General features: G+C 70.9%; 20 protein-coding genes. 8 read left to right on the forward strand and 12 right to left on the reverse strand.

The genetic code is table 11. The annotated features are described in order from the left end of the window. Positions 1 to 103: 103 nt before the first annotated feature. Positions 104 to 721 (forward strand): class I SAM-dependent methyltransferase, encoded by a 618-nt coding sequence (locus ACSDR0_RS36370; RefSeq protein ID WP_435293486.1) that lies wholly within the window; start codon positions 104 to 106, stop codon positions 719 to 721. Between the two features lie 80 nt (positions 722 to 801). On the opposite strand, the gene ACSDR0_RS36375 is transcribed toward ACSDR0_RS36370, so the two are convergent. From ACSDR0_RS36375 to ACSDR0_RS36385, 3 genes are all read right to left on the reverse strand, one after another. Further along, positions 802 to 1,764 carry an anti-sigma factor RsbA family regulatory protein gene (locus ACSDR0_RS36375; protein WP_435293487.1) on the reverse strand — a complete coding sequence of 321 codons (963 nt, stop codon included), beginning with the start codon at positions 1,762 to 1,764 and terminating at the stop codon, positions 802 to 804. A 448-nt stretch (positions 1,765 to 2,212) separates the two neighbouring features. Then, complete coding sequence (locus ACSDR0_RS36380; RefSeq protein WP_435293488.1) at positions 2,213 to 3,325, reverse strand: transglycosylase SLT domain-containing protein; 1,113 nt, start codon at positions 3,323 to 3,325, stop codon at positions 2,213 to 2,215. Beyond that, on the reverse strand, positions 3,322 to 3,534 hold the full coding sequence (locus tag ACSDR0_RS36385) for a hypothetical protein (RefSeq protein WP_435293489.1): 213 nt from the start codon (positions 3,532 to 3,534) through the stop codon (positions 3,322 to 3,324). The genes ACSDR0_RS36380 and ACSDR0_RS36385 overlap by 4 nt, the downstream gene beginning before the upstream one ends. Before the next feature lie 539 nt (positions 3,535 to 4,073). Between ACSDR0_RS36385 and ACSDR0_RS36390 the strand changes: the two genes are divergently transcribed. Both ACSDR0_RS36390 and ACSDR0_RS36395 read left to right on the forward strand, forming a co-directional pair. Further along, the gene (locus ACSDR0_RS36390) at positions 4,074 to 5,165 is read left to right on the forward strand and encodes a helix-turn-helix domain-containing protein (RefSeq protein ID WP_435293490.1); all 1,092 of its coding nucleotides are present in this window, start codon (positions 4,074 to 4,076) and stop codon (positions 5,163 to 5,165) included. Between the two features lie 302 nt (positions 5,166 to 5,467). Then, the gene (locus tag ACSDR0_RS36395; protein ID WP_435293491.1) at positions 5,468 to 6,019 is read left to right on the forward strand and encodes a hypothetical protein; all 552 of its coding nucleotides are present in this window, start codon (positions 5,468 to 5,470) and stop codon (positions 6,017 to 6,019) included. Between the two features lie 60 nt (positions 6,020 to 6,079). Here the strand turns inward: ACSDR0_RS36395 and ACSDR0_RS36400 are convergent, their stop codons facing one another. Then, a complete protein-coding gene (locus ACSDR0_RS36400; RefSeq protein ID WP_435293492.1) occupies positions 6,080 to 6,973 on the reverse strand; it encodes a hypothetical protein in 894 nt (297 codons plus the stop codon). A 93-nt stretch (positions 6,974 to 7,066) separates the two neighbouring features. Between ACSDR0_RS36400 and ACSDR0_RS36405 the strand changes: the two genes are divergently transcribed. Further along, positions 7,067 to 7,930 carry a helix-turn-helix domain-containing protein gene (locus ACSDR0_RS36405; RefSeq protein WP_435293493.1) on the forward strand — a complete coding sequence of 288 codons (864 nt, stop codon included), beginning with the start codon at positions 7,067 to 7,069 and terminating at the stop codon, positions 7,928 to 7,930. 187 nt (positions 7,931 to 8,117) lie between these two features. Here ACSDR0_RS36405 and ACSDR0_RS36410 read toward each other — a convergent pair whose 3' ends face one another. The 6 genes from ACSDR0_RS36410 to ACSDR0_RS36435 form a co-directional block, all read right to left on the reverse strand. Continuing rightward, positions 8,118 to 10,313, reverse strand: a complete 2,196-nt coding sequence (locus ACSDR0_RS36410; protein WP_435293494.1) for an alpha-galactosidase — start codon at positions 10,311 to 10,313, stop codon at positions 8,118 to 8,120. A gap of 35 nt (positions 10,314 to 10,348) precedes the next feature. Then, positions 10,349 to 11,212, reverse strand: a complete 864-nt coding sequence (locus tag ACSDR0_RS36415) for a carbohydrate ABC transporter permease (RefSeq protein ID WP_435293495.1) — start codon at positions 11,210 to 11,212, stop codon at positions 10,349 to 10,351. Then, a complete protein-coding gene (locus tag ACSDR0_RS36420; protein ID WP_435293496.1) occupies positions 11,205 to 12,143 on the reverse strand; it encodes a carbohydrate ABC transporter permease in 939 nt (312 codons plus the stop codon). The genes ACSDR0_RS36415 and ACSDR0_RS36420 overlap by 8 nt, the downstream gene beginning before the upstream one ends. 5 nt (positions 12,144 to 12,148) lie before the next feature. Further along, on the reverse strand, positions 12,149 to 13,423 hold the full coding sequence (locus ACSDR0_RS36425) for an ABC transporter substrate-binding protein (protein ID WP_435293497.1): 1,275 nt from the start codon (positions 13,421 to 13,423) through the stop codon (positions 12,149 to 12,151). 49 nt (positions 13,424 to 13,472) lie between these two features. Then, entirely contained in the window at positions 13,473 to 16,085 is a 2,613-nt protein-coding gene (locus ACSDR0_RS36430) for a glycoside hydrolase family 97 catalytic domain-containing protein (RefSeq protein WP_435293498.1), read from the reverse strand. A 296-nt stretch (positions 16,086 to 16,381) separates the two neighbouring features. Next, positions 16,382 to 19,003: a glycoside hydrolase family 97 catalytic domain-containing protein gene (locus tag ACSDR0_RS36435; protein ID WP_435293499.1), complete on the reverse strand. Its 2,622-nt coding sequence runs from the start codon at positions 19,001 to 19,003 to the stop codon at positions 16,382 to 16,384. A gap of 364 nt (positions 19,004 to 19,367) precedes the next feature. Between ACSDR0_RS36435 and ACSDR0_RS36440 the strand changes: the two genes are divergently transcribed. The 3 genes from ACSDR0_RS36440 (at position 19,368) to ACSDR0_RS36450 (ending at position 20,771) form a co-directional block, all read left to right on the forward strand. Continuing rightward, positions 19,368 to 19,724: an ArsR/SmtB family transcription factor gene (locus tag ACSDR0_RS36440; RefSeq protein WP_435293500.1), complete on the forward strand. Its 357-nt coding sequence runs from the start codon at positions 19,368 to 19,370 to the stop codon at positions 19,722 to 19,724. Continuing rightward, entirely contained in the window at positions 19,724 to 20,227 is a 504-nt protein-coding gene (locus ACSDR0_RS36445; RefSeq protein WP_435293520.1) for an SRPBCC family protein, read from the forward strand. The genes ACSDR0_RS36440 and ACSDR0_RS36445 overlap by 1 nt, the downstream gene beginning before the upstream one ends. A gap of 79 nt (positions 20,228 to 20,306) precedes the next feature. Next, on the forward strand, positions 20,307 to 20,771 hold the full coding sequence (locus ACSDR0_RS36450; protein WP_435293501.1) for a VOC family protein: 465 nt from the start codon (positions 20,307 to 20,309) through the stop codon (positions 20,769 to 20,771). 339 nt (positions 20,772 to 21,110) lie between these two features. Here the strand turns inward: ACSDR0_RS36450 and prfH are convergent, their stop codons facing one another. Both prfH and ACSDR0_RS36460 read right to left on the reverse strand, forming a co-directional pair. Beyond that, entirely contained in the window at positions 21,111 to 21,776 is a 666-nt protein-coding gene (prfH, locus tag ACSDR0_RS36455) for a peptide chain release factor H (RefSeq protein ID WP_435293502.1), read from the reverse strand. Then, positions 21,773 to 22,963, reverse strand: a complete 1,191-nt coding sequence (locus tag ACSDR0_RS36460; RefSeq protein ID WP_435293503.1) for an RNA ligase RtcB family protein — start codon at positions 22,961 to 22,963, stop codon at positions 21,773 to 21,775. Before ACSDR0_RS36460 ends, prfH begins: the two co-directional genes overlap by 4 nt. 235 nt (positions 22,964 to 23,198) lie before the next feature. Between ACSDR0_RS36460 and ACSDR0_RS36465 the strand changes: the two genes are divergently transcribed. Continuing rightward, on the forward strand, positions 23,199 to 24,029 hold the full coding sequence (locus ACSDR0_RS36465) for a S1C family serine protease (RefSeq protein ID WP_435293504.1): 831 nt from the start codon (positions 23,199 to 23,201) through the stop codon (positions 24,027 to 24,029). The last annotated feature ends 13 nt before the right edge of the window (positions 24,030 to 24,042 follow it).

Raw genomic sequence — 24,042 nt, forward strand, 5'->3', positions numbered from 1 at the left:
GAGATGTCCCCCACTGTTCATCCCGGCCGCGTGACGACGGTGGGCGAGCCGCTGGAAACATGAGCGGGCGAGAACGGGAAGCCACGACCCTGGAGCACGCACGGTGAGACCGACCAGCCCTGTCGCCGACGTCGCCGACGTTTCCGGCGAGACCTCCCTGCTCCGCGAGTTCCTGCGATCCCCGCTGCTGACGGCCACGGTCGCCCCGAGCTCGCGATGGCTCGCCGCGCAGATGGTCGTGCCGATCCCCGAGCGCGGAGAACCGATGGTCGTGGAGCTGGGGCCGGGCACCGGGGCGTTCACCCAGGTCATCCAGGATCGTCTGGGTGGCAGGGGCCGTCATCTGGCCGTCGAGCTCAACCCGCGCCTCGCCGGGCTCCTTGACCGCCGCTTCCCCGAGGTCGAGGTCGTGCACGCCGACGCGGCCGATCTGCCCCGGTTGATGGCCGAGCGCGGTCTGTCCGCCGACGTGGTGGTCAGCGGGCTGCCCTGGGTCGCGTTCCGGCCGGTGCGGGGCGTGCGGTTGCTGCCGCTGGTGGCGGGCTCGCTGTCCGCCGACGGGGTGTTCACCCAGTTCGCCTACCGCTGGACACGATGGGCGCCCCCCGCGCGGGAGCACCTCCGTGACCTCCGTACGACGTTCGAGGAGGTCCTGCTCAGCAGGACGGTATGGCGCAACCTGCCACCCGCCCTGGTGTATCTCGCCCGCCGTCCCCGGTGACCGCCGGTGACGCGGTCGTACGGACGGCTCTCGCGGTGGGGCGGCTTCGCGGCGCGGTCCGACGGTGTCCGGAGCCGCGGTCAGGCGCGGGACAGGTGAAGACGGAAGTGGGTGCCGGGCCGGCCGGTGCGGATCTCCAGCAGGTCGCAGACCTGGCGGACCACCCACAGGCCGTGACCGCCGAGGACGGTGGGATCGGGCGGCAGGTAGCCGGGAAACGGCGTTTCCATACGCCCGGGGTCGACGATGTCGCAGCCGATGGCCGGGCCGTCGGCCCACAGCCGTATCTCGCCGTGCCCGCCGCCGTGCTCGACGGCGTTGGTGGCGACCTCGTTGACGGCGAGCAGGAATCGTTCGGCCCGCTCACCCGACAGGCCGAACGTGGCAGCCCGCGCGGCGACCAGCCGTCGCATCCGGAACAGGTCGGCGTCGAATCGGATGGTCGTCACCTCGGTCCCGGCGGGCGGCGGCGGCAGGGGGTGGTGGTCGGCGGGGTGGGTGAAGGCCGCCGGATCGCTGTAGTCGTGGCTCACCCGAGGGTGGAGCCCGACCAGCAGGTTCGGGTGGGTGCGACGGGCGTCGGCGACGATACGCCCGGGTAGCGTCCGCGCGTCGTAGGGGCAGACGATCCAGGCCGGGCTGCCGGCGAAGGCGACGTTGAGCATCGACTCGTAGCGTGTCCACTCCGCCTCCTGCCGCTCGCCGAGGCCGTGCCAGACCGGCTCGCCGATGATGCGGATCCGCCGGTGGGCGGGCGAGTGGGTGTTGACGTAGGAGTTGTAGGCGGCCAGGGTCCGGCCCGGCGCCTCGTACCACTCCCGCGCGGCGACGAACTCCACCCGGCCCGCCGCGTCGCCCAGGGCGGCCCTCAGCAGTTCGATGTTGGCATCGGTGGTGACCGCCAGGACCTTGTCGTCGCGCGCCAGGCCGTCCAGGCAGAACGCGGTGGTGGCGGAGAGGAAGGCCTGGTCGGTGTCGTATATCAGTGCCTGATGGATCAACTCGGACGCCGTGTCGGCGGGTTGGGCGGTGATGGTGCTCATGCGGGGACAGCCTCCGAGTCGAGGATCAAACCGGGCGTCCGGTCCCAGCCGATCAGGCGGATGACCTCGCCCAGCATGGGGGCCAGATTCAGCACCAGGAGGCGCCGGCCGTGGGGGAGGTGGGCGGCCGCTCACCAGCTCGTAGGAAAAGGACTTTCCGGGAATTTCATATCATTTGTGGCCTTCGGAGGCTCTGTGGCCTTCGCGGCGTAAGCCTATACAGGCACTCTCCGCCCGGGGCGAGGCCCGTCGGCCGTTGAGAAGGTCGCCCCGCCCGGCCTGGCCTTCACCGCGTCCACCGGGCCGGGGACGCGCGCCGGCGAAAGCGTGGTCGGCCCGCGGCGGAGGGGTATCGCCGTCCTCGGTCGAGGCGTCGCAGGGTCCACCGGCGGTGCGGGCCGAGGTGGACGACCGGATTCCCGCCCGCCGGGGGCGGTGACGTGAGTGGTCAGGGACCGGTGAGGCGGCGGTCCCCACGGGTGGTGACCACGAACACCTGCCAATTGTAGTAGGCGTAGTAGTTTCTGATGTCCTGCTTGATCTGGCGCGTGTGCAGCAGCACCGCGTCGACGTACGCCTGGGAGTGGTTGTAGGCGTACAGCGCGCGCCGGTAGTCGCGCGGCGCCCCCGACGCGCGGAGATAGTTGGCCGCGGCGAGCAGGGAGTCGCGGGTGTCCTGGATGTCACCGCCCATCCCGTAGGCGGCCCACGTTCCGGGCATGAACTGCATCGGCCCCTTGGCGCCCGTGTGGCTCGGCGACCGTACGCGGCCGAACTTGGTCTCGACGAACATCACCGCCGCCAGCACCTCCCACTCCACGCCGAACCGCCGCTCGGCGTGCCGGAAGTGGCCGAGCAGGAAGTCGGCGGGCTTGGCCGGCTGAACGCGGAATTTCGCCGCCCCGCTGATGGGCCGGACGAGGGAACGCAGACCCCGGCCGGCCGTCACGTTGTCCTTCGCCTGCCCGGCCAGGGCCTTCGGCAGCCTGGCGTAGGTGCGGGAGGCGACTTTCGGGTTGAGGACCAGGTAGCGGTAGATGCGCTGCTGGTGCAGGGCCAGCAGCACCACCGGCTCGGGGGGCTCGCCCTTGCCGGGGTCGCCCTCGCGCCTCCAGGCGTCGATGGCGCGCCGGAGCTCCGCGGTGGTCGTGGTCAGGGAGCGGGCCAGCCGCGACGGGTCGGTGGGGATCGCCGCTTTCGGGGCGGGCAGGGCGGGCACCTGCCCCGCGGGCGCGGACTCCTTCGCCGGCGGCGGTGTCGTCTTCCGGCCGGGATCAGCGGGCGCGGGGGTACTTCGCGAGGTGCCGTCCGGTGCGGTGGCGTCCTGCGCGGCGCCGTTCGGTGCGGTGGCGTTCGGCACGGCGGCGCTTTGCGAGGGGGCGCAGCCGGAGATCGCGACGACCAGGCCGACGAGCGAGGCGACCACCGGCCTCCTGCGCGACCTGCCCGCGCGCATGCCCCGCGGCCCGTCCTCCGAGACGTCCGGCCGCGCGGGCATCGTCCGCTCGCTCGGCCGGTGGCCACGCTCCGGCCGTGAAACCTCCGCGTGCTGATCGTTCATCGGCCCCAACGTACCCGAGCGGCGACCTTCTGGACCGCCTTCTCGCACAACAGGACTCTTTCCCGCACAGCAGGGCTCATCGCACCGGCGCCGGAACCCGTCCGGCACGCCGACACGGCGAACACCTTCTCCCCGCGAGGCGTGCACGTGGTGCGGAGGCGGTGCGGCTCGGTCTCGTGCGGCTCGTCGATGAGGGTGCGCTCGGTCATGGGAATCCTTTCCGGCCGAAGGAATTCGGGAGCCTGTCCGGCACGACTCGTTTTCCTTTGAATTAGTATTTTCCGAAACGATGCGTCAAGCATATCCGTCACATATATCGCCCGGCCGGAAAATGCTCCGGCGCTGTGGAGTTCACGCCCCCGGCCGGTCGGAAAGATCGCCCAGGTGTGCGGGGGAGCCGTGGTGCGAAATCGCGGGAAAGGTGTCCATCGCCGACCGTCCGGGTCGGGTAAGGCGATATACCAGAGATATACAAGCTCGAAGCATCATTTCCTCATCCGCCGGAGACGAGAGGTCGACGGGGTCGACGGGGAGGAGACGAAGGGGCGACCGAGACCTGCTCCTGGCACGTCGATGCGGCCATCGCCTCCGCCCGTGCCCTGCCGCACCGGGAGAACGGCCCACCGGCCCGACGATCACACGCCATCCCGGCCGGTCGTCGGGAACGGATTCACGACCTGTCGATTCTCTCGACCGTGAAAATGCTGTCCCTTGAAACGTTGATGCGGGAAGGTGGGGGCTTTCTTACATGATACGGCTTTATGAATTTCCCGTCGGCGGGCGTCTCGATTTCCGGCGGGAGCCGGTCGCGCGATCGATGGTCTCGGTGGGCCACCCCGGCCCCGAATCCGGCGACTCCTGGGCCGGGCCGGATTCCGTCGACCTCGGCATCATGCGACTGTCACGGGTGCGGTGCGCGTCGTTCGAGGCACGACGCGCCCAGCACCGGATCCGCCCGTCCGGTTCCGGCCTGTACCGGCTCTCGCTGACCCTCCGAGGCCGATCGGGAACGCGGCAACAAGATCGTGAAGCCGACCTCGGGTCGGCGGAGCTGCTGCTGTACGACACCTCCCGCCCCTTCCACGCCTGGACGCCGACCGGCGGTCCCGGGCGGCCCTTTCACGCCTGGACACCGGTCGGCGGTCCCGGGCGGCCCTTCCATGCCTGGACACCGGCCGGCGGTCCCGGGGCACCCGACCCGGACGGACGCTCGGCGAACCCGGCTGACGGCCTGATCCTGCAGTTCTCCCGCGAGGTCCTTCCGGTTTCCAGCGCCAAGGTCGAACGGCTCCTCGGGGTACGGCTACCGGCGCGGGACGGGGTCGGCGCGCTGCTGTCCGGGCTCCTGCTCCAGTTGGTCCGGCAACGTGATCCGTTCCCGCCCCAGGAGGCGATCCGGATCTCCAGGGTCATCCTCGACCTCCTCGCGACCCTGCTGGCCCAGGCCCTCGACACGCGCTCGGCAGCGCCGCCGAACGATCCGCGAGGGCTCATGGTCATGCGCGTCCAGGCGTTCATCGAACGGAACCTGGGAGATGCGGGCCTGTCCCCTTCGATGATCGCCTCCGCCCACCACATCTCCACCCGGCACCTGCAGAGGCTGTTCGAGGAGCAGGATCTCAGCGTGGCGCGCTGGATCCGGCAGCGCCGGCTCGAACGCTGCCGGCGCGACCTGGCCGATCCCGTACCGGACGCCCCGCCGGTCCACGCCGTCGCCGCCCGGTGGGGCTTCAGCAGCGAATCGCACTTCAACAGAGTGTTCCGCGCCGCCTACGGCATGCCCCCGGCCGCCTACCGGCGCAGCCTGCGAGATTCGGCGGACCCGGCCGTCGCGTGCTGATCGATCCCGCTTCGAAGGCGTGCACGCGTGGAATGATCTCGCCCCCACGGCTTCCACGGCGGCGGCGTGAGGCCGATCGAAGCCACGAGATGTCCGGCCGGGGCGAGCGTCCGTCGTACGACGGACGCTCGCGGCGGCCGAGACTCGCGAAGGCCCGCGTCGAAGCCCCGGTCGAGCGGCGAGGTGACGCCAGGGTGAAACGGACACTCCGCTGTGCCGGAGCCCCGGGCCGACATCCGGGCTGGCTAGTATGCGGACGACCGCATCCGGATCATTGGCGCGAGATGTTGGAGTTGGAACCTGTGAGCAGCAGTTCGGCGCCGCAAGGATTCAGCGAGCTCTGGTCGAAGAACCGCGAACGGCAGAACGCCGCGTACGAGGAGATGATGAGGGCGACCGGCGATCCGGTTCCCTGGGCTTACGCGGTGTGGGACGAGGTGGTCGGCAACCTCGCTCACGAGGACAACCACAACCGGGCGATCGCGGCGCAGATCCTGTGCAATCTGGCGGTCAGCGACCCGGAGGAGCGCATTCTGAAAGACCTCGCCGCGCTGGTCGAAGTCACCAGGGACGAGCGGTTCGTGACGGCGCGACACTGCCTGCGGTCGCTGTGGAGGATCGGGCTCGCCGGGCCCACCCGGCGAACGGTCCTGGTCGACGCGCTCGCCGCGCGATTCGGTGAATGCGAGCCGGAGAAGAACTACACGCTCATCCGGAACGACATCGTCGTCGGGCTGCGAGATCTCCACAGGGCCACGGGCGATGAGACGATCGCGCGACGGGCGACGGCGCTCATCGAGACCGAGGACGACGTCAAATACCGGCGCAAATACGAGAAGTCCTGGCGTCAATGACCGCGGGTGCGGAAAACCCGTCCCCACGGGTCGCAGGAGCCCCGGGGCTCCTGCGGGCATTCACGTCACACGTGTGAGCGGGAGGGTTCTCCCGCTTTCTCCGGAGGGTGTTCGGCCGTCGCTCATCCGTTCCGCGGCCAGTACCAGCCGCCAGGTCAGCTCCCCGGAGGGAGGGACCACCGCGGCGTCTCCCGGCTTCGCCTCGGCCAGGTCGAAGACCGCGCCGAGCATCGGCTCCACGCCGATGCTGCGGTACGGCGCGCGGGCGGGGAATCCGCCGAGGTTGCGCCACAGGGCGGTGGACACCGGCACTTCCTCGGGTGCCTCCACGCGCAGGTGGAGGACGTCGGGGCCGTCCACCACCCGGACGGCGGCGCACCGGAGCACGGCTCCGGCCGCGGTGCCGTCACATGGGCCGAACCGGCCGAGCGGCAGGCCCAGCGGGTTGGGCCAGCGGCCCTCCAGATAGGGGACGCCGGAGGGCCAGGGACGGGCGAGCATCTCCGCGGCCTCGGGGAAGATCCTGGTCGGGGTCGCCGCGGGAGCGATGAGCCGGGCGTCGTCGCCGACGTCGAGCAGGGCGTGGGCGGCCCAGACGAACGCGTACCCGGGGTCGGCCGACAGGCGGTATTCGGCGACCACCGCCCCGGCCTCCTCGGTGACCCTGCGCCGCAGCTCGAAGCCGTCGCCCCGTACGGAGCCCTCGCCCGCCGACCCGCTCCAGGGGCGGCTCCACGCGTCGCCGTGATCGGGCAGGCCGCGCACCGTGGGAAGACACTCCTCCAGGCCGCCCACGTCGACGAAGTCCATGCCGGGGACCACGCCCTCCCTGGCCGGGTCGGGGCGCGACCACAGCCACTCGCGGCCGCCGCCGGCCAGCGATGTCCATCTGCCGCCGCGTCCGAGGTCGAAGAGGGGGCGCAGCGGGACCGGGATCGTCACCATTTCGTTCATCGCAGATCAGTCAACACGCGATGACCGGTCGCGAGGAATGTCCATTGTGCGACGCAGCCTGGACGATCCGATGGTTTATGCCATACTGATCCGATGCCGATCCAGGAGGGGTTCCTCAACCAGCGGCTCACCATCGTGCCGCGCCGTGTCGTCGCCGAGGCGCACGCCCGCCCGGTGACCAGGCGCCTCATGGTCACCGACTGCGGTTACTACCCCAAGGCGGCAGACCACCTGATGACTAGGCCGAACGGCACTGAGGAGACGATCCTCATCCTGTGCGCGGCCGGCACGGGATGGGCGAACGTCGGCGGCGCCCAGCATCGCGTCGGGTCGAACGCGGCCCTGGTGATCCCGCGGGGCTCCCCGCACTCCTACGGTGCCTCCGCCGACACCCCCTGGACGATCTGGTGGTGCCATCTACGCGGCAGCGACCTGGCCGAGCTCATCGAGGAGATCGGCGCGAGCGCGTCCAGACCGGTGGTCCCCATCCGGCACCTCGACCGGGCGGTCGCGCTGCTGGACGAGATCGTCACCACCCTCGAACGCGACCACTCACCGGCGAGCCAGATGGGAGCCGCCGGTGCGGCGTGGAAGCTTCTCACGCAGATCGTCGTCGACCGCGCCATGCCGGCGCCCGGTGATCCCCTGCAGCGGGCGATGGCCTATCTCGCCAAGCGGCTGGACAGCACGGTCAGGGTCGCCGATCTGGCGTCACTGGTCGGCGTCTCCCCCTCCCACCTGAGCGCGATGTTCCGCCGCGCGACCGGGGGCGGGGTGCTCGCGCACCACACGGCGCTGCGGATGGCGCAGGCGCGCCACCTGCTCGACACGACGGACGCGACCGTCGCCACCGTCGCCCGCGAGGTCGGCTATCCCGACCCGTTCTACTTCTCCCGCCACTTCAAGCGGATGCACGAGGCCAGCCCCACCGAATACCGCAACCGCGCCAAGGGCTGAGCCCGGGGCGCTCTCCCGCGGCTCGCGCGCGGGCGGAGCCTTCCGCGGCCCGCGAGCCCGGCCCGCCACCTCCCACGGCCCGCGCCCGGCGGCGCCGTCCAGGTCGCGACGTCGCCGGTGGGCTCGGGGCGCGACGCGGCCGCCATCCAAGCGGTGGGCTCACGACGCGGATCAGCGACTGCCCAGGTCACGGCTTCGCCGGTGAGCTCACGACGCGGATCAGCACCGAGCGGTCGACGTCCAGCGACGGCGCCTCGAAGCCGACGAGCCGCAGCACCCGCCCGGACATGGTCACACCGTCGTGCTGCCACGGCGGGAGCACGGTGCCGGGCGCGGGCGGGGAGCCCGGGTGAACGGCTTCGACGGTGTAGGTCCGCTCGTCGTCGAGACCGGGCAGCCGGATGCGCCCCGGCGGCCAGGTCGACGGGCGCTCGACGACGCTGAACGCGTAGAGCGCCTCGCTCCGGTCGCCGGCCACGACACCCTGGAGGCGCAACGCGGCGTCGGCGAGGTCGGCGTGCACGACCTCGCCCGAGTGCAGCAGCGCCCGGTGCTCCTTGTGGAACGCGATCCACCTCGCGAGCGCGGCGCGGGTCTCGTCGTCCACGGTGAGCAGGTCGACCTCCACGCCGAGGTGTCCCCACAGCGCCTTCTCCGCGCGGTAGTCGAGCGGATGCGTGCGGTGGGTCGTGTGCGTCTCCTCGGCTCCGATGTGCGTGCCCTGCATCTCCGGAGGCACCAGCAGCCCGGTCCAGCGCTGGATCTCCAGCCGCTCGTGCGGGTCGTTGCAGTCGCTCGGCCAGACCCGGTCGGTGTACTCCAGCACGCCGAGGTCGATGCGGCCACCGCCGCTGGCACACGACTCGATCTCCAGTCCCGGGTGGGCGGCCTTGAGGTCCGCCATCAGCCGGTACGCCTGCTGGACCTGCCTGCGCACCCCCGGCCGGCCGTCGGGGCCGTGGCCGGCGTCGAGCAGGTACCGGTTGTGGTCCCACTTGATGTAGCCGATGCCGAGCGAACCGATCAGGGCGCTCATCCGCTCCAGGAGGTGGTCGTACGCGCCGGGGTGGCCGAGGTCGAGAACATGCTGGTGGCGGGAGGGCAGCCCGGGGCCGTGCCCCGCGTCGAAGATCCATTCCGGATGCTCGCGGGCCAGGTCGGAGTCGAGGTTCACCATCTCCGGCTCGAACCAGAGGCCGAACTCCATGCCGGACTCGCGCACGCGGGCGACCAGCGGTTCGAGGCCGTCCGGCCAGACGGCCGGGTCGACCGTCCAGTCGCCCAGCGAGCTGGTGTCGTCCCGGCGGCCGAGGAACCACCCGTCGTCCAGCACGAACCGCTCGGCGCCGATCTCCGCTCCGCGTTCGGCGAGCGCGGCCAGGGTCGCGAGGTCGTGCTGGAAGTAGACGGCCTCCCAGGTGTTCAGCACGACGGGCCGGGGCGAGCGAGGATGCCCGGGGCGCGCTCGCAGATGCCGGTGGAACCGTGAGGCGAGATCGTCCAGCCCCACTCCCCACGAGCCGTACTGCCACGGGCTCTGGTACGAGTCGCCCTGCCCGAGCACCACTTCGGCCGCGAGCAGCGTCTCTCCCGCCGCCAGGTGCCTGGTGCCCGCCGGTGTCCGCTCGGCGGCGAGCACCTGGTTGCCGCTCCAGGCGAGATGGGTCGCCCACACCGACCCGTGCCGGAACCCGAACCCCTCCTCACCGGCGACCAGCAGCAGCGTGTGTTCGAGGCCCGGCTTGCCGCCCCGCGAGGCCCGGACCCACTCCCCGACGTGGAACGGGCGCCGCTGCGGCACGCGTTCGAGCGCCCAGCGGCCGGTCAGGTCGAGGATCTCCGACGCGTCCGGCGGTACGGGGAGGGCCGTTTCCAGGCCGCCGACGCGGTACGGCGTCGCGGCGTCGTTGGTGATCCGGGCCCGCTGGCGTACGAGCCCGCCGGCGGCGAGCACCTGGATCTCGATGTCGGTGGTCAGGCCGTACTCCGGGTCGCGCGCCGTGCTGCGCAGCACGGGGCCGTCGGCGTCCGCGTCGTCGAGGTGGTGCGTCGCGTGCCGGAACTTCGGCGCCCAGCGGCGGCCGTCACTGTCGCCGACGAGTCCCGGGCGCCCGAGCCAGCCCTCCGCCAGCTGCGGGAGCACGGGGACGGGCTGCGGATAGGTGACCGCGCTGTCGCCGATCGCGGGGAGCGCGGCCCTGTGCAGGTCCGCCAGGGCGCCGTCTCCCAGCGAGCCGAGGTCCGCTCCCCAGTGCAGGATGCGCGGGAGCCGGCCGCCGTCGACGGCGACGACGAGGCTGGTGCCTCCCGCGCGCAGGTGCACCGGTGCGCGCCGGCCGTCGTCCGTGGCGTTGTCCACCGCGTCGTTCGTGTCGTCGTTCACTGTGTGATCATTCCCTGTCTTCGCTGTTTTCTCTGTCATCCCTTGAGCCCGCTGCTCGCGATGCCCGCGAAGAACTGCCGCTGCAGGAGCAGGAAGACGATCACGAGCGGGATGGAGCACACGAACGCCCCCGCCATGAGGGTCGGGTAGTCCGTACCGAACTGTCCCTGCAGCCCCGCGAGGCCGACCGGCAGCGGCCGGTTCTCGCCCGAGGGCGAGACGATGAGCGGCCACAGAAGGTCGTTCCACGAGTAGAGGCCGGTCAGCACGGCGAGCGCGGCGAGCATCGGCCTGGCCATCGGGAGCATGACGTGCCAGAACACCTGGAAGGTGTTGGCGCCGTCGAGCCGCGCGGCCTCCTCGTAGTCCTTCGGCATGGTGAGGAAGGCCTGGCGCATCAGGAAGGTGCCGAACGCCGAGAACAGGCCGGGAATGGCGAGCGCCGGCAGGGTGTCCAGCATCCGCATGCCGCGGATCAGCTCGTACTGGCCGATCAGGAACAGCTGGCTCGGCACCATCAGCATGGCGATGAACAGGCCGAACAGCAGGTTGCGGCCTCGGAAGGGAATGCGGGCGAAGGCGTACCCGGCGAGCGCCGCGACCGCGAGCTGGCCGGCGACCCGCAGGACCAGCGAACCGACCGAGACCGCGAACATCGACCAGAACGGCACGGTCGTGAAGAAGGTCGCGAACGAGTGCAGGCCGAAGTCCTCCGGGAGGATCGTCGGCGGCATCCTGGTCGCCTCGGCGGTCGTCTTGAACACGGTGAGGATCTGCCAGACGAACGGCACCACCATGATGACGGCCGCGACGATGAGAACGACGTGGATCGGCCAGGTGGTGGCCGCGGTCCCACGCCGCCGGAGGCGGGGCCTGGGACGGGCGGTGGTCTCAGCCATAGAACACCCACGATTTCTGGAGGCGGAACTGCAGAGCCGTGGCGAGCATGATCACCATGAGCAGCACGATCGCGATCGCGGCGCCGTAGCCCTGGTCGAACTGGACGAACGCCTTCTCGTAGAAGAGGTACACGATCGTCTTGGAGTCGGCGAGGGCCGTGTTGTTCACACCGCGCAACATGACGAAGATCAGGTCGAACATCTGCAGGGCGGCGATCACGTTGAGGATCGTGACGAAGAAGATGCTCGGACTGAGCAGCGGCACGGTGATGTGACGGAACTGCCGTACGCGGCCCGCGCCGTCGAGGGCGGAGGCCTCGTAGAGATCCTTCGGGATGGCCTGCAGCCCGGCGCCCAGGATGATCAGGTTGATGCCGAGGCCCATCCAGATGCCGACCAGGCCGAACGCGTAGATCGTGAACCGGGGGTCGGCCACCCAGAACTGGCCGGAGACGCCGAACCACGACAACACCGAGTTCAACAGCCCGAAGTCGCCGTTGTAGATGAACCGCCAGACCATGCCGATGGCGACCGGCAGGGTGACCACGGGCAGGAAGAAGAGCACGCGGTAGACCGCACGCCCCCGGCCGACCTGCTCGATCAGCGCCGCCAGCACGATGGCGAGGGGGATGCCGAGCAGGATGATCGCGGTGTAGAGGGCCGAGTTGCCGAACGCCTTCCAGAAGTCCTCGTCGCCGACGAGGTTCGTGTAGTTGTCCAGCCCCACGAAGGTGGCGGGCCCGAACGCCGGCACGTCCTGGAAGCTCTTGATCATGGTGGACAGGAACGGCCACAGGTAGAGGGCGGCCAGGCCGATCACCGCCGGGGCGATGAACGCGGCCGCCCACCAGCCGCTGGGCTGGCCGGCGCCCGCACGGCGGCCGGTCGGCCGCCGCACGGGCTCCTTCGCCCGCACGGGCTTCGTCGTCATGGACGTCATTGCTTGGCGAGCACCTCGTCGACGGCGGCCTGGTACTCCTTGGCCGCCTCCTGCACGGGCTTCTTACCGTCCCACGCGGGGGCCAGGTACTGCGCGGCGAGTCCCTGCCACTCCGACGCGTTGCCGGCGACCGGGAGAGGGACGCTGTACTCGATGGCGTCGATGAACACCTTCAGCTTGAACTCGGGCATCGCGTCGAGCCACGGCTGCTGCGTCCCCTCGTAGGCGGGGAGCACCGTTCCGGTGGCGGCCTGGATCTCGGCGGCCTTGGTCCCGCCCAGGAAGGCCAGGAACTTCTTCAGCTCCTCCGGGTGCTTGCTGCCCGCGTACCCGGCGTTGCCGATGCCGCTGGTGACCGTGGCGCGCTTGACGCCCTGCGGCAGGGGCGCGACGTCGACCTTGCCCTTCAGGTCGGGGTTCTTGTGGAAGCGGAAGGCCCAGTACGCGCCGGAGAAGTACATGGCGACCTTCTGGTTCTCGAACATCGAGACGGCCTCGGTGTCCGACAGCTGCTGCAGCGTCGGCGACGAGCCGGCCGCCTGCAGGTCGGCCCAGAACTTCAGGCCGGCGACGCTCGCCGGGCTCGCGAAGTCGGAGGCGGTGCCCTCCGCGTTGACGATCTGCCCACCGGCCTGCAGGATCGTGTTGTAGTAGCCGCCCTGCGGGTCGATCGGCGCCGCGATGCCCCACACGCCCTTGGCCTTGTCGGTCAGCTTCTTGGCGGCGTCCTGCACGTCCTGCCAGCCCCAGGTGCCGTCGGGGTAGGCGACCTTCGCGGCGTCGAAGAGCGCCTTGTTGTACCAGATGCCGTTGGTGTCGAAGTCCTTCGGCAGCGCGAACAGCTTGCCGTCGTAGGTGTAGGAGTCGGTGACGGCCTTGGGGTAGACGCCCGTGTCGATCCCGCCGGCCTTCACCGTCTCCGACAGGTCGAGCAGCTGGCCGCCCTTCGCGTACTCGCGGAAGTGGTCGGCGAGCATCCAGAACGCGTCGGGCGCGGTGCCGCCCGCGGCGCCGACCTGGAGCGTCGACCAGTACTCGGTCCACGGCAGCGTCTGGACCTTGACGGTGATGTTCGGGTTCGCCTTCTGGAACTCCGCGGCGATCTGCTCCATCGCGGGAGCCTGGTCCTCGCTCCAGTTGGCGTAGGTGAGGGTGACCTTCTCGTTCGGCGCGGCACCCGACCCTGAGCCGGATCCGGCCCCGGACCCGCAGGCCGTGAGAAGTGTCGTCGCCGCGGCCATCGCCACGGCCGCCATCCACGTGCTTTTCATGGTGTTCCTCTGATCGTGCTGTGCACCGGTCGCCGTGATCGGCACGGTGTCATCGGCTGGTGGATGGGACGTGCAGGGTCGTGTCGACCCAGTCGACGTGCACACCGGCGTCGTCCGGTGTGGCCGTCTCGCTGCGCAGGCAGAGGGTCTGGACGCCCCGAACCTCCAGGTCGAAGTCCGTGACGGGCTTTCCCGCCTCGACGACGGCGGTGAACAGCTCGCGGCCGTCGCCGAGCACGTGGACCCTGGCGCCGCCGGTCGACTCGTCGTCGACACCGACCGCGCCGGTGAACGTCTCCACGCGCCCGCCGAGGTGGAAGCGCGCCTCCGAGTACGGCGCCGTGCCGAGGCCGCGCTCGAACCCCTGGCCCGCCACGCGCATGGGCCGGCCGTCGCCGGGGTTGCCCGCCCCGTTCGACTGGTCGCGCTCGACGGGCCCGTCGTCGTTGACGAAGGCGATCATCGGCAGGTCCGAGAGGGCGTGGCCGCCGGGCGTCAGCGGGCGGACGACGCGCGCGTGCGAGACGACGGGCACCTGGCCCTCGCCGTGGCGATGACCCTCGCCGTCCCGCTCGACCGTCACGACGCCGAGACGCCCGGGGCGCAGCGAGGCGTCGGGGCGGACGGCCCAGCCGGTCTCGCCGACGCGGTCCGCCGACCAGCCGGGGGGAAGGCGCAGCCGGGCACCGGCGTCGGTCGTGATCGACGCGGTCCCGTCCGCGCCGACCTCGGCGACGGCCGGGTGCACGACCGGCACGGCCTGACGCGGCCGGGGCGTGGCCCGGAACAGGCCGGTGCCCGCGGGCGCCACGATGGCGACGAAGCCGCCGTCGCGGGCGACCTCGACGTCGATCGCGTCGCCGGCGGTCGTGGTCGTCTCCGCGAGCCCGGTCGCCGCCACCTCGCCGGTCGTGGTCGTCTCCGTGTGTCCGGTCGCGGGTGTCTCCGTACGTCCGGTTTCCGGCACCTCGCCGGTCGCGGGTGACGCGTCGCCGACGATCCACACCTGGGCGTCCGGCCCCACCCTGAGCACGTCGAGCGGCACGCGGATCGTACGGGCCTCCCCGGTGGCGATGCCGCCCACGAACCACCGGTCGCCGGCCCGGCGGGCGATGACCGCATGGCTGTCGGGGTCGCCCGCCAGCAGCACCGTCTCCGCCCAGTACGGCGCCAGCTCCGCCAGGAACCGGGCCGCGAGCGGGCGGCCCGCGTAGGCGTCGACGTGGTCGGCGAAGTGGGTGATCCCGCATTCGAACGCCACCGACAGGCCGAGCTCGTGACCGTCGCTGGTCGTGCGGTTCGCGGCGCCGAACGCGACCGGCGTGGCGTCCATGCCGCCCACGACGTTGCGGGTGAACGGCTGGATGACGTTGTGCGCGGCGGTGAGCGCCTGGTTCTCGAAGAACACGTAGTACTCGGCGCCGCGGATCGCCTCGTACCCGATCACCTGCGGGAACGTGCGTCCCCAGCCGCGCGGGATGACCGAGCCGTGGAAGTTCACCATGAGGCCGAGCCGCGCGGTCTCGGCGAGGATCGTGTCGTACCAGCGGTAACGGTCCTTCGACTCCGACTCCATGAAGTCGACCTTGATCCCGGCGACGCCCCAGGACCGCCACAGCGCCAGCCTCCGCAGGTCCTCCGGGCTGTTCAGGTCACGCCAGATCGTCCACAGGTGCACCTGGACGCCCCGGCTGCCGGCGTAGGAGACGATCTCCGGCACCCAGGTCTCCTCCCACCCGCAGTCGATGAGCAGGTGTTCCCAGCCAAGGTCGGCGGCGACGTCGACGAAGTGCTTCTGCTTGTCCAGCTGCGCGCCCGAGTAGAAGTCCGACCACCACGACCAGGCCGCCCGCCCCGGCCGGACCCACGCCGCCCCCTCCAGCTCGGGAGAGGCCGCGGGCGCCAGCTCGTCGACGAGCAGCGAGGACACCAGCTCCGCCGGCGTTCCGACGAGGAAGACCCGCCACGGCGTGACGACGCCGCGGGTGACCTCGACGCCGTCGTCGGCGAGGGTGAACCGCAGCGTCCGCCCGCCGTCCGTCTCGGGCTCGCCCGCCACGACGTGCGCGCCCGCGAACCGGCCGTCGATCCCCGACTCGGTGATCAGGACATGCCTCGCCGCGTCCAGCCGGACCAGGAACGGGAGCCCGTACGCGCCGCTCGCCAGCTCGGCGCTGTCGGCCCCGAAGCGGGGCGTCTCGTACCAGGTCTGGTAGTCGAGCACCCAGCTCCTCGACCCGGCGGGAAGCGTGACGGCGGTGCGGTCGCCCGTGACGCGGGCGGTCCCGTCCAGGGCGGGCATCGCGTAGCGGATCGCGACACCGTCACGCGCGACGCGCAGGATGACCTGCCACTCGACGCCGACCTCGCGGAAGGCGTACACGCTCTCGCGGTGCTCGTAGTCATGCTCGCCGACCGACTTGCCGGAGCGGGCGCGGAACCGGTCGCGGACCGTACGCTCCGAGACGCGCACGAGCTCCGCGTCCGTCCCCAGTTCCGTGCCGTCGAGCACGAAACCGAGCCGGATCCGGTCGAGGACGACCTCCTCCTCCTGCTCCTCCTGCCAGGTGACGGTCAGCCGCACTCCCGCGCCGGTGTTCTCGACCCGGGCGTCGACACCGCCCGCACTCGTCGCGGGTCGGGAGCGTACTTCGTTGGTCACCACGTTCTCCATCAGATGCCGTCCGGCTGCTTGGGGGGCGGGGGGCACCGCCACATATCAATGACGCTATCGGCCGTTTGATTCTTCGTGAAATGGGCTTTCACAGGTAGGGGATGGACGATCCGACGGTATGAGTGGGGCGGCGCCTCGCCGGGCTCGCATCACCGTGCCGATCGATTTCGACGGGCACCGCCCCACCGGCTTCACATCACGGTGCCGATCGATTTCGACGGGCACCGCCTCACCGGCCTCACATCACCGCGCGGATCGAGCCGACGGTCACCGCCCCATCCGGCTCACATCACCGTGCCGACCGAGTCGACGGTCACCGCCGCCCCGGACGCGTTCCCCAGCACGATCGTGTTCGCGCCGGGGTTCAGCGGGAGCCCGACGGTCACCGTCGCGGGGGTGTCGTCGCTTCCCGTCGCGTGCAGCGGCACGGTGACCGCGGTTCCGCCGTTCACCGCCACCTCGATCGAGCCGGCGGTCGCCGACGCGTAGTTGATCCGCACCGTCTTGTCGCCGGCCGAGACGGCGTCGACGCGCACCGAGAGCGACCCGTTCGCCAGAGCGGACACCCCGGAACCGCCCTCGCATCCCGAGCACGCGTCCACGGCGGCGCCGCCCTGCCGGGTGTTCGCCGGCGCCTCGGCCTGGACCGTGCGCGCGATCGTCAACGCGTCGATGTCGGGGGCGTGGGCGCCGTCGTTCAGGAACGTGACGGTGTTCGCGCCGGCGTTGAGCGGCACGTCGAGCGACCACTTGCCCACGTGCTCCCAGCCGCCGGAGTCCTTGACGTTCTCCGTCGAGACGGTGGCGCCGTTGACCCGTACCTGCACCGAACGCGGGTCGCCCGAGGTGTAGGTGAAGGTCAGCCGGTGCGTGCCCGCGGTCGCGGCCATCACGCCGTTGAACCGCACCGAACCGCCTGCCCCGACGTCGCCGACCTTCTGCCCGCCGGAGCATCCCTTGCAGGTGTGGATCCCGGCGCTGCCGCCGCGCGTGTTGGACGCGCTCTCCGCCTCGTACCGGGTGTCACCGGACCCGATCTTCGGCAGGGGGGTCTTCGAGATGTGCACGGAGACACCGCCTGTGGCGATCATCGGCAGCGAGAGCGTGGTCGCGTTCGTGACGGTCTGGGTCGACGTGGTGAGCCGTCCCGAACCGTTGTCGGAGAAGATCGTCGCCGTGTGCGCGCCCGCGCCGAGGAACGACAGCGGGACCGTGGCGGTCCTGGCCGGCGACGTCATCGCGCCGACGAACCAGTCGCCGCCCGAGCGGCGGGCGACCGTGATGTGGTCTCCGGGGAACCCTTCGACGACCTTCGTCTCGTCCCACGTCGTCGGGAGCGCGCGCATCAGGTGACGGCCGTCCCACTGCTCGTAGGCCGCGGCGGAGTCCGCGTAGTTGACCATCGCGGAGGTGTACACGACGGCCTGCGCGAGCGTGTGCCCCTGCGTGAGGATCGACCCGTTCTCCGAGATCATCGTCGGCGTGTAGTCCATGCCGCCGAGCATGTTCCGGATGAACGGATAGGTGACATCCTGGCGAGCGGTCGTGGGCGGCGGGTACAGGTAGTGCTCGGTTCCGGCCACCGCCTCCGTCGTCACCAGCCACGGCCAGGTACGGTTCTCCCCGCCCGGCTTGGTGTTGCCGTGGAAGGTGATCATCATCTCGTTGTCGCCCGCCGCCTTGCCGATCGACTGGTACCAGCCCATCGCCTCCTGCGAGTCCCGCAGGAAGAAGTCCACCTTGAGGCCCTTGACGCCGTAGCCTCTGTGCTCGGCCATCAGCGCGTCCGCGACGGCCGGGTCGGCGAACGGCTCGGCGTTGACCCAGGCGAACATGTCCACCCCGCGCCGCTTGGCGTAGGAGGCGATCGCCGGGAGATCCGTCGCGCGGTCGTAGCAGCAGTCCATGGTCACGTACTCGAAGCCCATCGACTCGGCGAAGTCGACGTACTCCTTCTGCTTGTCGAGGTCGGCGGCGCTGTCCTCGTCCGCGTACCACGACCAGGCGGCGCGCCCCGGGCGCACCCAGGAGGCGGCGGTCGTCGACGGCGGGTTCAGGTGCTGCACCAGATCCGAGTTGTAGAGCGGGTCGACGCCGCTCGCGATGATCGCCACCCGCCACGGCGTCTGGAACGGGTACGTCGCCGAGACCGGGAACGCCTGGTCTGGCGTCCGCTTCAGGTTCAGCAGCCCGTCACCGGCGCCGCTGCCCTTCAGCAGGGACGGCACGTAGGAGGCGTTCGCGTTCATCACCTCGGCCTCGGTGATCACCGTGAAGTAGGCGTTGTCGTTGATCGACGCCAGCAGCGGCATGGTGAGTTCCGTACCGGAGTTCAGCTGGGAGGCGTTCCGGTAGGTGTAGTCCTGCTCGTAGTTCCCGTTCCAGGGGGCGGCCCATCCGCCGGTCGTCGTCGGCAGGCGCCACCCGCCGACCTCGTCCGTGATCGACACCGCGCCGCTTCCCGGCAGCCGGTACCGGTAGGCGACGCCGTCGTCGTAGGCCCGGATCACCAGCTCCAGCGTCTGTCCCGACCTGGCGTACCGCAGCACCAGCTCGTTCGCGTGGTCGCGGTACGACGGCTTGGTCCCGGCGGGCAACGTGTAGGTCGTGTCGATCGACCTGCGGGACTCTCCCGTGAAGCCGAGCCCGGACCGCAGATCGACCGCCGAGGTGGCGATGCCCAGGGGTGACTCCCCGAAGACCGAGGTGCTTCCGGCCGTCACCGCGAACGTCAGCGCTCCCTGCGCCTGCTCGGTGACGTTGAAGGTGATCTGCCCGTTCGGCGAACTCACACCGCGGGTCGTCAGCGCGAACGCGGGGGGCGTCGCGAGAAGGCTGAGGAGCATCGCCGCCATGGCTACCACGGCGACGAGGGCTGGGTTGCGAGGTCCGGTTCGTTGCGGCATTTCGCCTCCGGTTAGAACGGGGACTGGACTTCACCATGGCGCGTCCGCTCAGGTGAGGTAACTATGAGCCCAGCTCGAGGCCGCAGGAATGGTGGAATCGGTGGACTGGCTGGACGATCCGACTATCCGTCGATATGCCGCGGAGGGGCGCGGGGCCGGTACCCGACCGGCGCCGGACCGGCATGGGATCGGTACGGCACCGGAGCACCAGGTCGAAGGAGCGATGACACGACCGGCGGAGGTCGATCCGGCGGGTCATGGGGGCAGGACCCTGCCGGCGCGGGCGCCGAGTCCGAGGTCCTTGACAGGGTCGAACCCGGCACGATACAAAACCAGCTAGTTATAGAACCGAAAGGTAATCAAAGTGGCTGCCGACGTTCTCGACGCGACATTCGCCGCGCTGGCCGACCCGACCCGGCGAGCGATTCTGGCCCGGCTGATGGAGGGCGAGGCCACGGTGACCGAGTTGGCCGCGCCGTTCGCGATGAGCCAGCCGGGTATCTCCAAGCACCTGCGGGTGCTGGAGCGCGCCGGGCTGATCTCTCGCGGACGCGACGCGCAGCGCAGGCCCCGCCGCCTGGAGGCGGGCCCGCTCAGGGACGCCATGGACTGGCTGGCGAACTACCGCTCCTACTGGGAGGAGAGCTATCAGAGGCTGGACGATCTCCTCGGCGAGCTTGAGCCCGGGGGAGCGAACGCCGCTGAACGGGAGAGCCCGTGATGTCGGGGCAGGAGCAGACCGAAGGTCTGACGGTGCGGGCGGTGTCCGACACCGACCTCGTGCTCACCAGGACGTTCGCCGCTCCCCGCCGGCTCGTCTTCGACGCGTTCACCCGGCCCGAGCTGCTCCGGCGATGGCACGGCGCGCGCGGCTGGCACCTCGTCGTCTGTGAGATCGACCTGCGTCCGGGCGGTGCCTGGCGCTTCGTGTCGCGCGGGCCGCAGGGTGCCGAGCTGGGCCAGGGCGGGGTGTTCCACGAGGTCGACGCGCCCGGCCGGCTGGTCCAGAGCGAGGTCCACGACGGCTGGGACGAGGGCGAGGCCCTCGTCACCACCGTTTTCGACGAGCGAGACGGCCGGACCGCGATGACCACCAGGGTGCGCTACCCCTCGCGGGAGGTCCGCGACAGCGTGCTCCGCACCCCCATGGAACGCGGCGCGGGCGAGGGGTACGACCGTCTCGCCGAGATGCTCGGCGAGACGACCGCGAACGGGGAGCTGTGATGACCGACCGTGGAAGGTGGGTCGTAGTGACCGACCCTGAACGGCGAGCTGTGATGACCGACGTGAAAGGCCAGCTGTGATGACCGACGCCCAGCCCACGCAGACCGAAATCCCGACCGACCTCGCCGACATCCCGGCCGACCTCACCTCACCGCCCGTCCCTCCCGGCGCGCTTCTCCTCGAACTCGTCCCGGTGCCCGTCACGGACATCGACCGGGCCAAAGCCTTCTACGCCGACCGCCTCGGCTTCCACGTGGACGTCGACGTACGGCCCGCGGACGGAGTTCGATTCGTCCAGCTCACTCCACCGGGCTCGGCCTGCTCGATCACCCTGACCGAGGGCATCCCGTCCCTCGACATGCCGGTCGGCACATTGCGCGGCCTGCACCTGGTGGTGAGCGACATCGAGGAGGCCCGCGCCGCACTCCTGGAGCGCGGGGCGGACGTGGGCCCGGTCGAGGATCTGGGCGGCGTCTACTACGCGCGCTTCGCCGACCCGGACGGCAACACCTGGACTCTCCAGCACATGCCCTGGCGCGTCTAAGAGAGGTGATCGCCGGGCCGTCTTGCCAGGTGGGTGCGGGGGCATGACGCGAGACCGGTTTTCACCCCTCTGATCTGACCGATGAGCGGTGCGCGCCGATCGAGCCGTTGCCGCCCGTCCCGCACCGGGACGGGCGGCCGGACAGGCATCCACGGCGCGAGGTCGGCGTACCGGGTCGTCGGCGGACCGGTCTCCGATGATCAAGCCCTTGCCGAGTTCCACGCTGGTTCGCCGCCGGTGCGGTCCACAGGGCCCTGTGCGCCGCGCTTCCGCGCGCCCGGCATGCCGGCCGGTGTCCGTGGTCACGTACACCATCGACGCCCGACCCGGGTGATCGAGTCAATGACCTCCGATTCTTGATCGGGGATCGGGGCCGGCCAGGTCCTGCTTCGGCGTTTCCGGGCGTTCGATACGGGTGGGGTCGCCGCGTACGAGCTCGTCGTGGATGCGCCGGCGGGCGGTGGTGACGGCGCGTCCTGCCACCTCGTCGCCGTGCTCGATGCGCTGTCGCAGCAGCCGCATGGCGATGCGGCGGTTGAGGCTGAACTGCCGCTCGGTGTCGACCACGACGACGATCCCCGAGGGCCGGTGGGTCGCCCGTACCGCCGTGCTGGCCTTGTTCCGATGTTGACCGCCGGGGCCGCCGGTGCGGCAGGCGACGATGTCGACATCCGCTTCCGAGAACGTCGTGCGCGGGACGTCGACCTGGCACGGTCGGGCGATGACGTACCAGTTCTTCCGGCCTGCGCCGGCCCGGTACGGGCTGGGGGCCTGCCAGCACAGGGTTCCGGTCCACGAGGCGGCGAACGCCTCGGCGCCGGCTCCCGAGATCTGGATCAGGACCGACCGGTAGGTGTCGGGCAGGTCACCGGGAACGGTCTCGGCCCGATGGGTCTCCAGGTTCTGCCGGGTGGCGTCGACCTCCAGGCGGCGCAGCAGCCGGGCCAGCGCCCAGGCGCACTCCTGCGGGCCACGCCCGACCGACAGGAGCAGGTGGACGCTCATCGCCGGCCTCGCTTGCGGCGTTCGTCCCGCCGGGGCGTGGACCCGAGGTCGGGCGTCTTGTAGGTGACCAGGGGGACCGTGGTGGCCACGGGCGTGGCCAGGTCATGGTCGACGAGGTCGGCGATCACCTGCTCGATGCGTTTGTAGGCCGTCGGCGCCTCCTCGAAGAGCAGCTGGCGGTCTCCGCACACCACCAGCGACCCCACCGGCGTGCGGCGCAGCTCCTCGACCGTGTGCTTGGCCCGGCCCCGGCGCAGGGCGTCCGCACGCGACATCTTGCGGCCCGCGCCGTGCGCGACGGAATGGTTGGCGTCCGGCCCGGCGTGGGCGGCCACGAGGTAGGAAGGGGTGCCTCGCGTGCCGGCGATGAGCACGTCGTTGCCGTCACCCGGCGCCGCCCCCTTGCGGTGCAGGTAGGCCCCGTCGCGGATCTCGACCAGGTTGTGGCACTGGTCGACGAGCGGCTCGGCGGGCTCGGCCCCCAGGGCATGGGCGACCCGGGCGGCCATCAACCGCCGGTTGAGCGATCCCCAGCGTACGGCGTCGTCGTGTATCGCCAGGTAGGCGCCGGGATCGGGGGCGGGGCCCGCGCCGTGGACCTCGGTGTGCGCCCGCAGGATCCGTTCGCCCAGCCCTCGGGAACCGCTGTGGACGATGAGGACCAGGTCGTCCTCGGCGAGTCCGAGACGGCTCGCGTGGCCCGGCTCGAAGACAGTCCCGATCCGCGCCAGCTCGACGAAGTGATTGCCCCGGCCGACCGTCCCGAGGCCCTCGACGTGACCGGCGGGGATGTCGCCCTTCACAACGGCCCAGGCCGGATCGCCGGCGTCCCGCTCGGGATCCAGCGCGCGATCGAGGTCGGGGAAGCGGGCGGCGAGCTTCTCGGGCACGGCGCGCTTGAGCTTCATGGGGAACACGGCGATGCCGCAACCGATGTCGGAGCCCACCAGGAACGGATACAGCACGGTCGACGCCATGGCGGCGCCGATGGGGGCGCCCTTGCCGGGGTGCAGGTCCGGCATGGCGGCGACGTGCGTCATGCCGTCGAGGGCGGCCACCTGGTGGCATTGCGCGAGGGCGTCGGACTCGATCCAGCTCGTGGGGGAGGCGAACACGGTGACGGTGGCCGGACCCACGGCCGAGGTGGACGGCAGCGGGGACTCCTGCCGGGAGCGTTGCTGAGACAAAAAGGCTCTCTTCAAAAGGGTATGGGCTGACAGCGTCACGGGGCGCGTCGGCGCCGTGGCATCTCGGAGTGGCGGGGTGCTGTCCGTCAGAGCGTCATGGACACCACGTTCCCTGAGCCCACCACACGAGGCAAACGGTTTTCGGCCGTACGGGCCGGGCTGCGAGGACCGGTTCCCAGGGAGTTTTCAGGCGGAGTTTGTAGCACTTTCAACTTAAATTTATGAGTATGGGGCGATGGAGCGTGTGCCGCAGGAGGCCGACGCGGTCGAGGCTCAGGGAGCCGTGACCGGGAAGGCCCGGCGGTTCGTCGTCGGAGGTGGCGCACTCGTCGTCGTGGCGCTGCTCGCGTACTGGCTGGGAAGCGGCGGTGGGAACGGCGAAGAGGCCGCGGCCGGGCCGAGCGCGACGCCGACGCCCAGTGCGACGCTCACGGTGCCCGACGTCTTCAGGAGGGTCGGGCCGTCGGTGGTGGTCATCCAGGCCGGGAAGTCGCTCGGAACCGGGGTGATCGCGGCCGAGGACGGGACGATTCTGACGGCGCACCACGTCGTCGAAGGTACCTCGAACAAAGGCACCTCGAACAAAGGTACTTCGAACAAGGGCGCCGAGGACATCACCGTGACGTTCGCCGACGGCACCAAGACGAAGGCCGTTGTCGCGTCGTCGAATCCCAAGCTCGACGTCGCGACCCTCAGGCCCGCGAAGCTGCCGGAGATCGTCGTCCCCGCGACGCTCGGCGGCGCCGCGACCGTGGGCGCGCCTGTCGTGGCGATCGGCAATCCGCTGGGCCTGACCTACAGCGTCTCCACCGGCGTCGTGTCGGGCCTGAACCGGACCGCCAAGGACGGCGACCTGAACGGGCTCATCCAGTTCGACGCCTCCGCGAACCCGGGCAGCTCCGGCGGTCCCCTCCTGGACGCCCGCGGCCTGGTCATCGGGATCGTCGTCTCGATCGCCGACCCGGGCGGCGACGAGGCGTTCGCCGGCATCGCGTTCGCGGTGCCGATCGGCGCGGCCCTGGGCGGAGGCGAAGGCGACGGGCCGCCGGGTGGGCCCCAGATCTGACCGAAGCGTCACG

Origin of the sequence: Streptosporangium sp. G11, assembly GCF_051192615.1 — a bacterium.
Taxonomy (GTDB): Bacteria; Actinomycetota; Actinomycetes; order Streptosporangiales; family Streptosporangiaceae; genus Streptosporangium.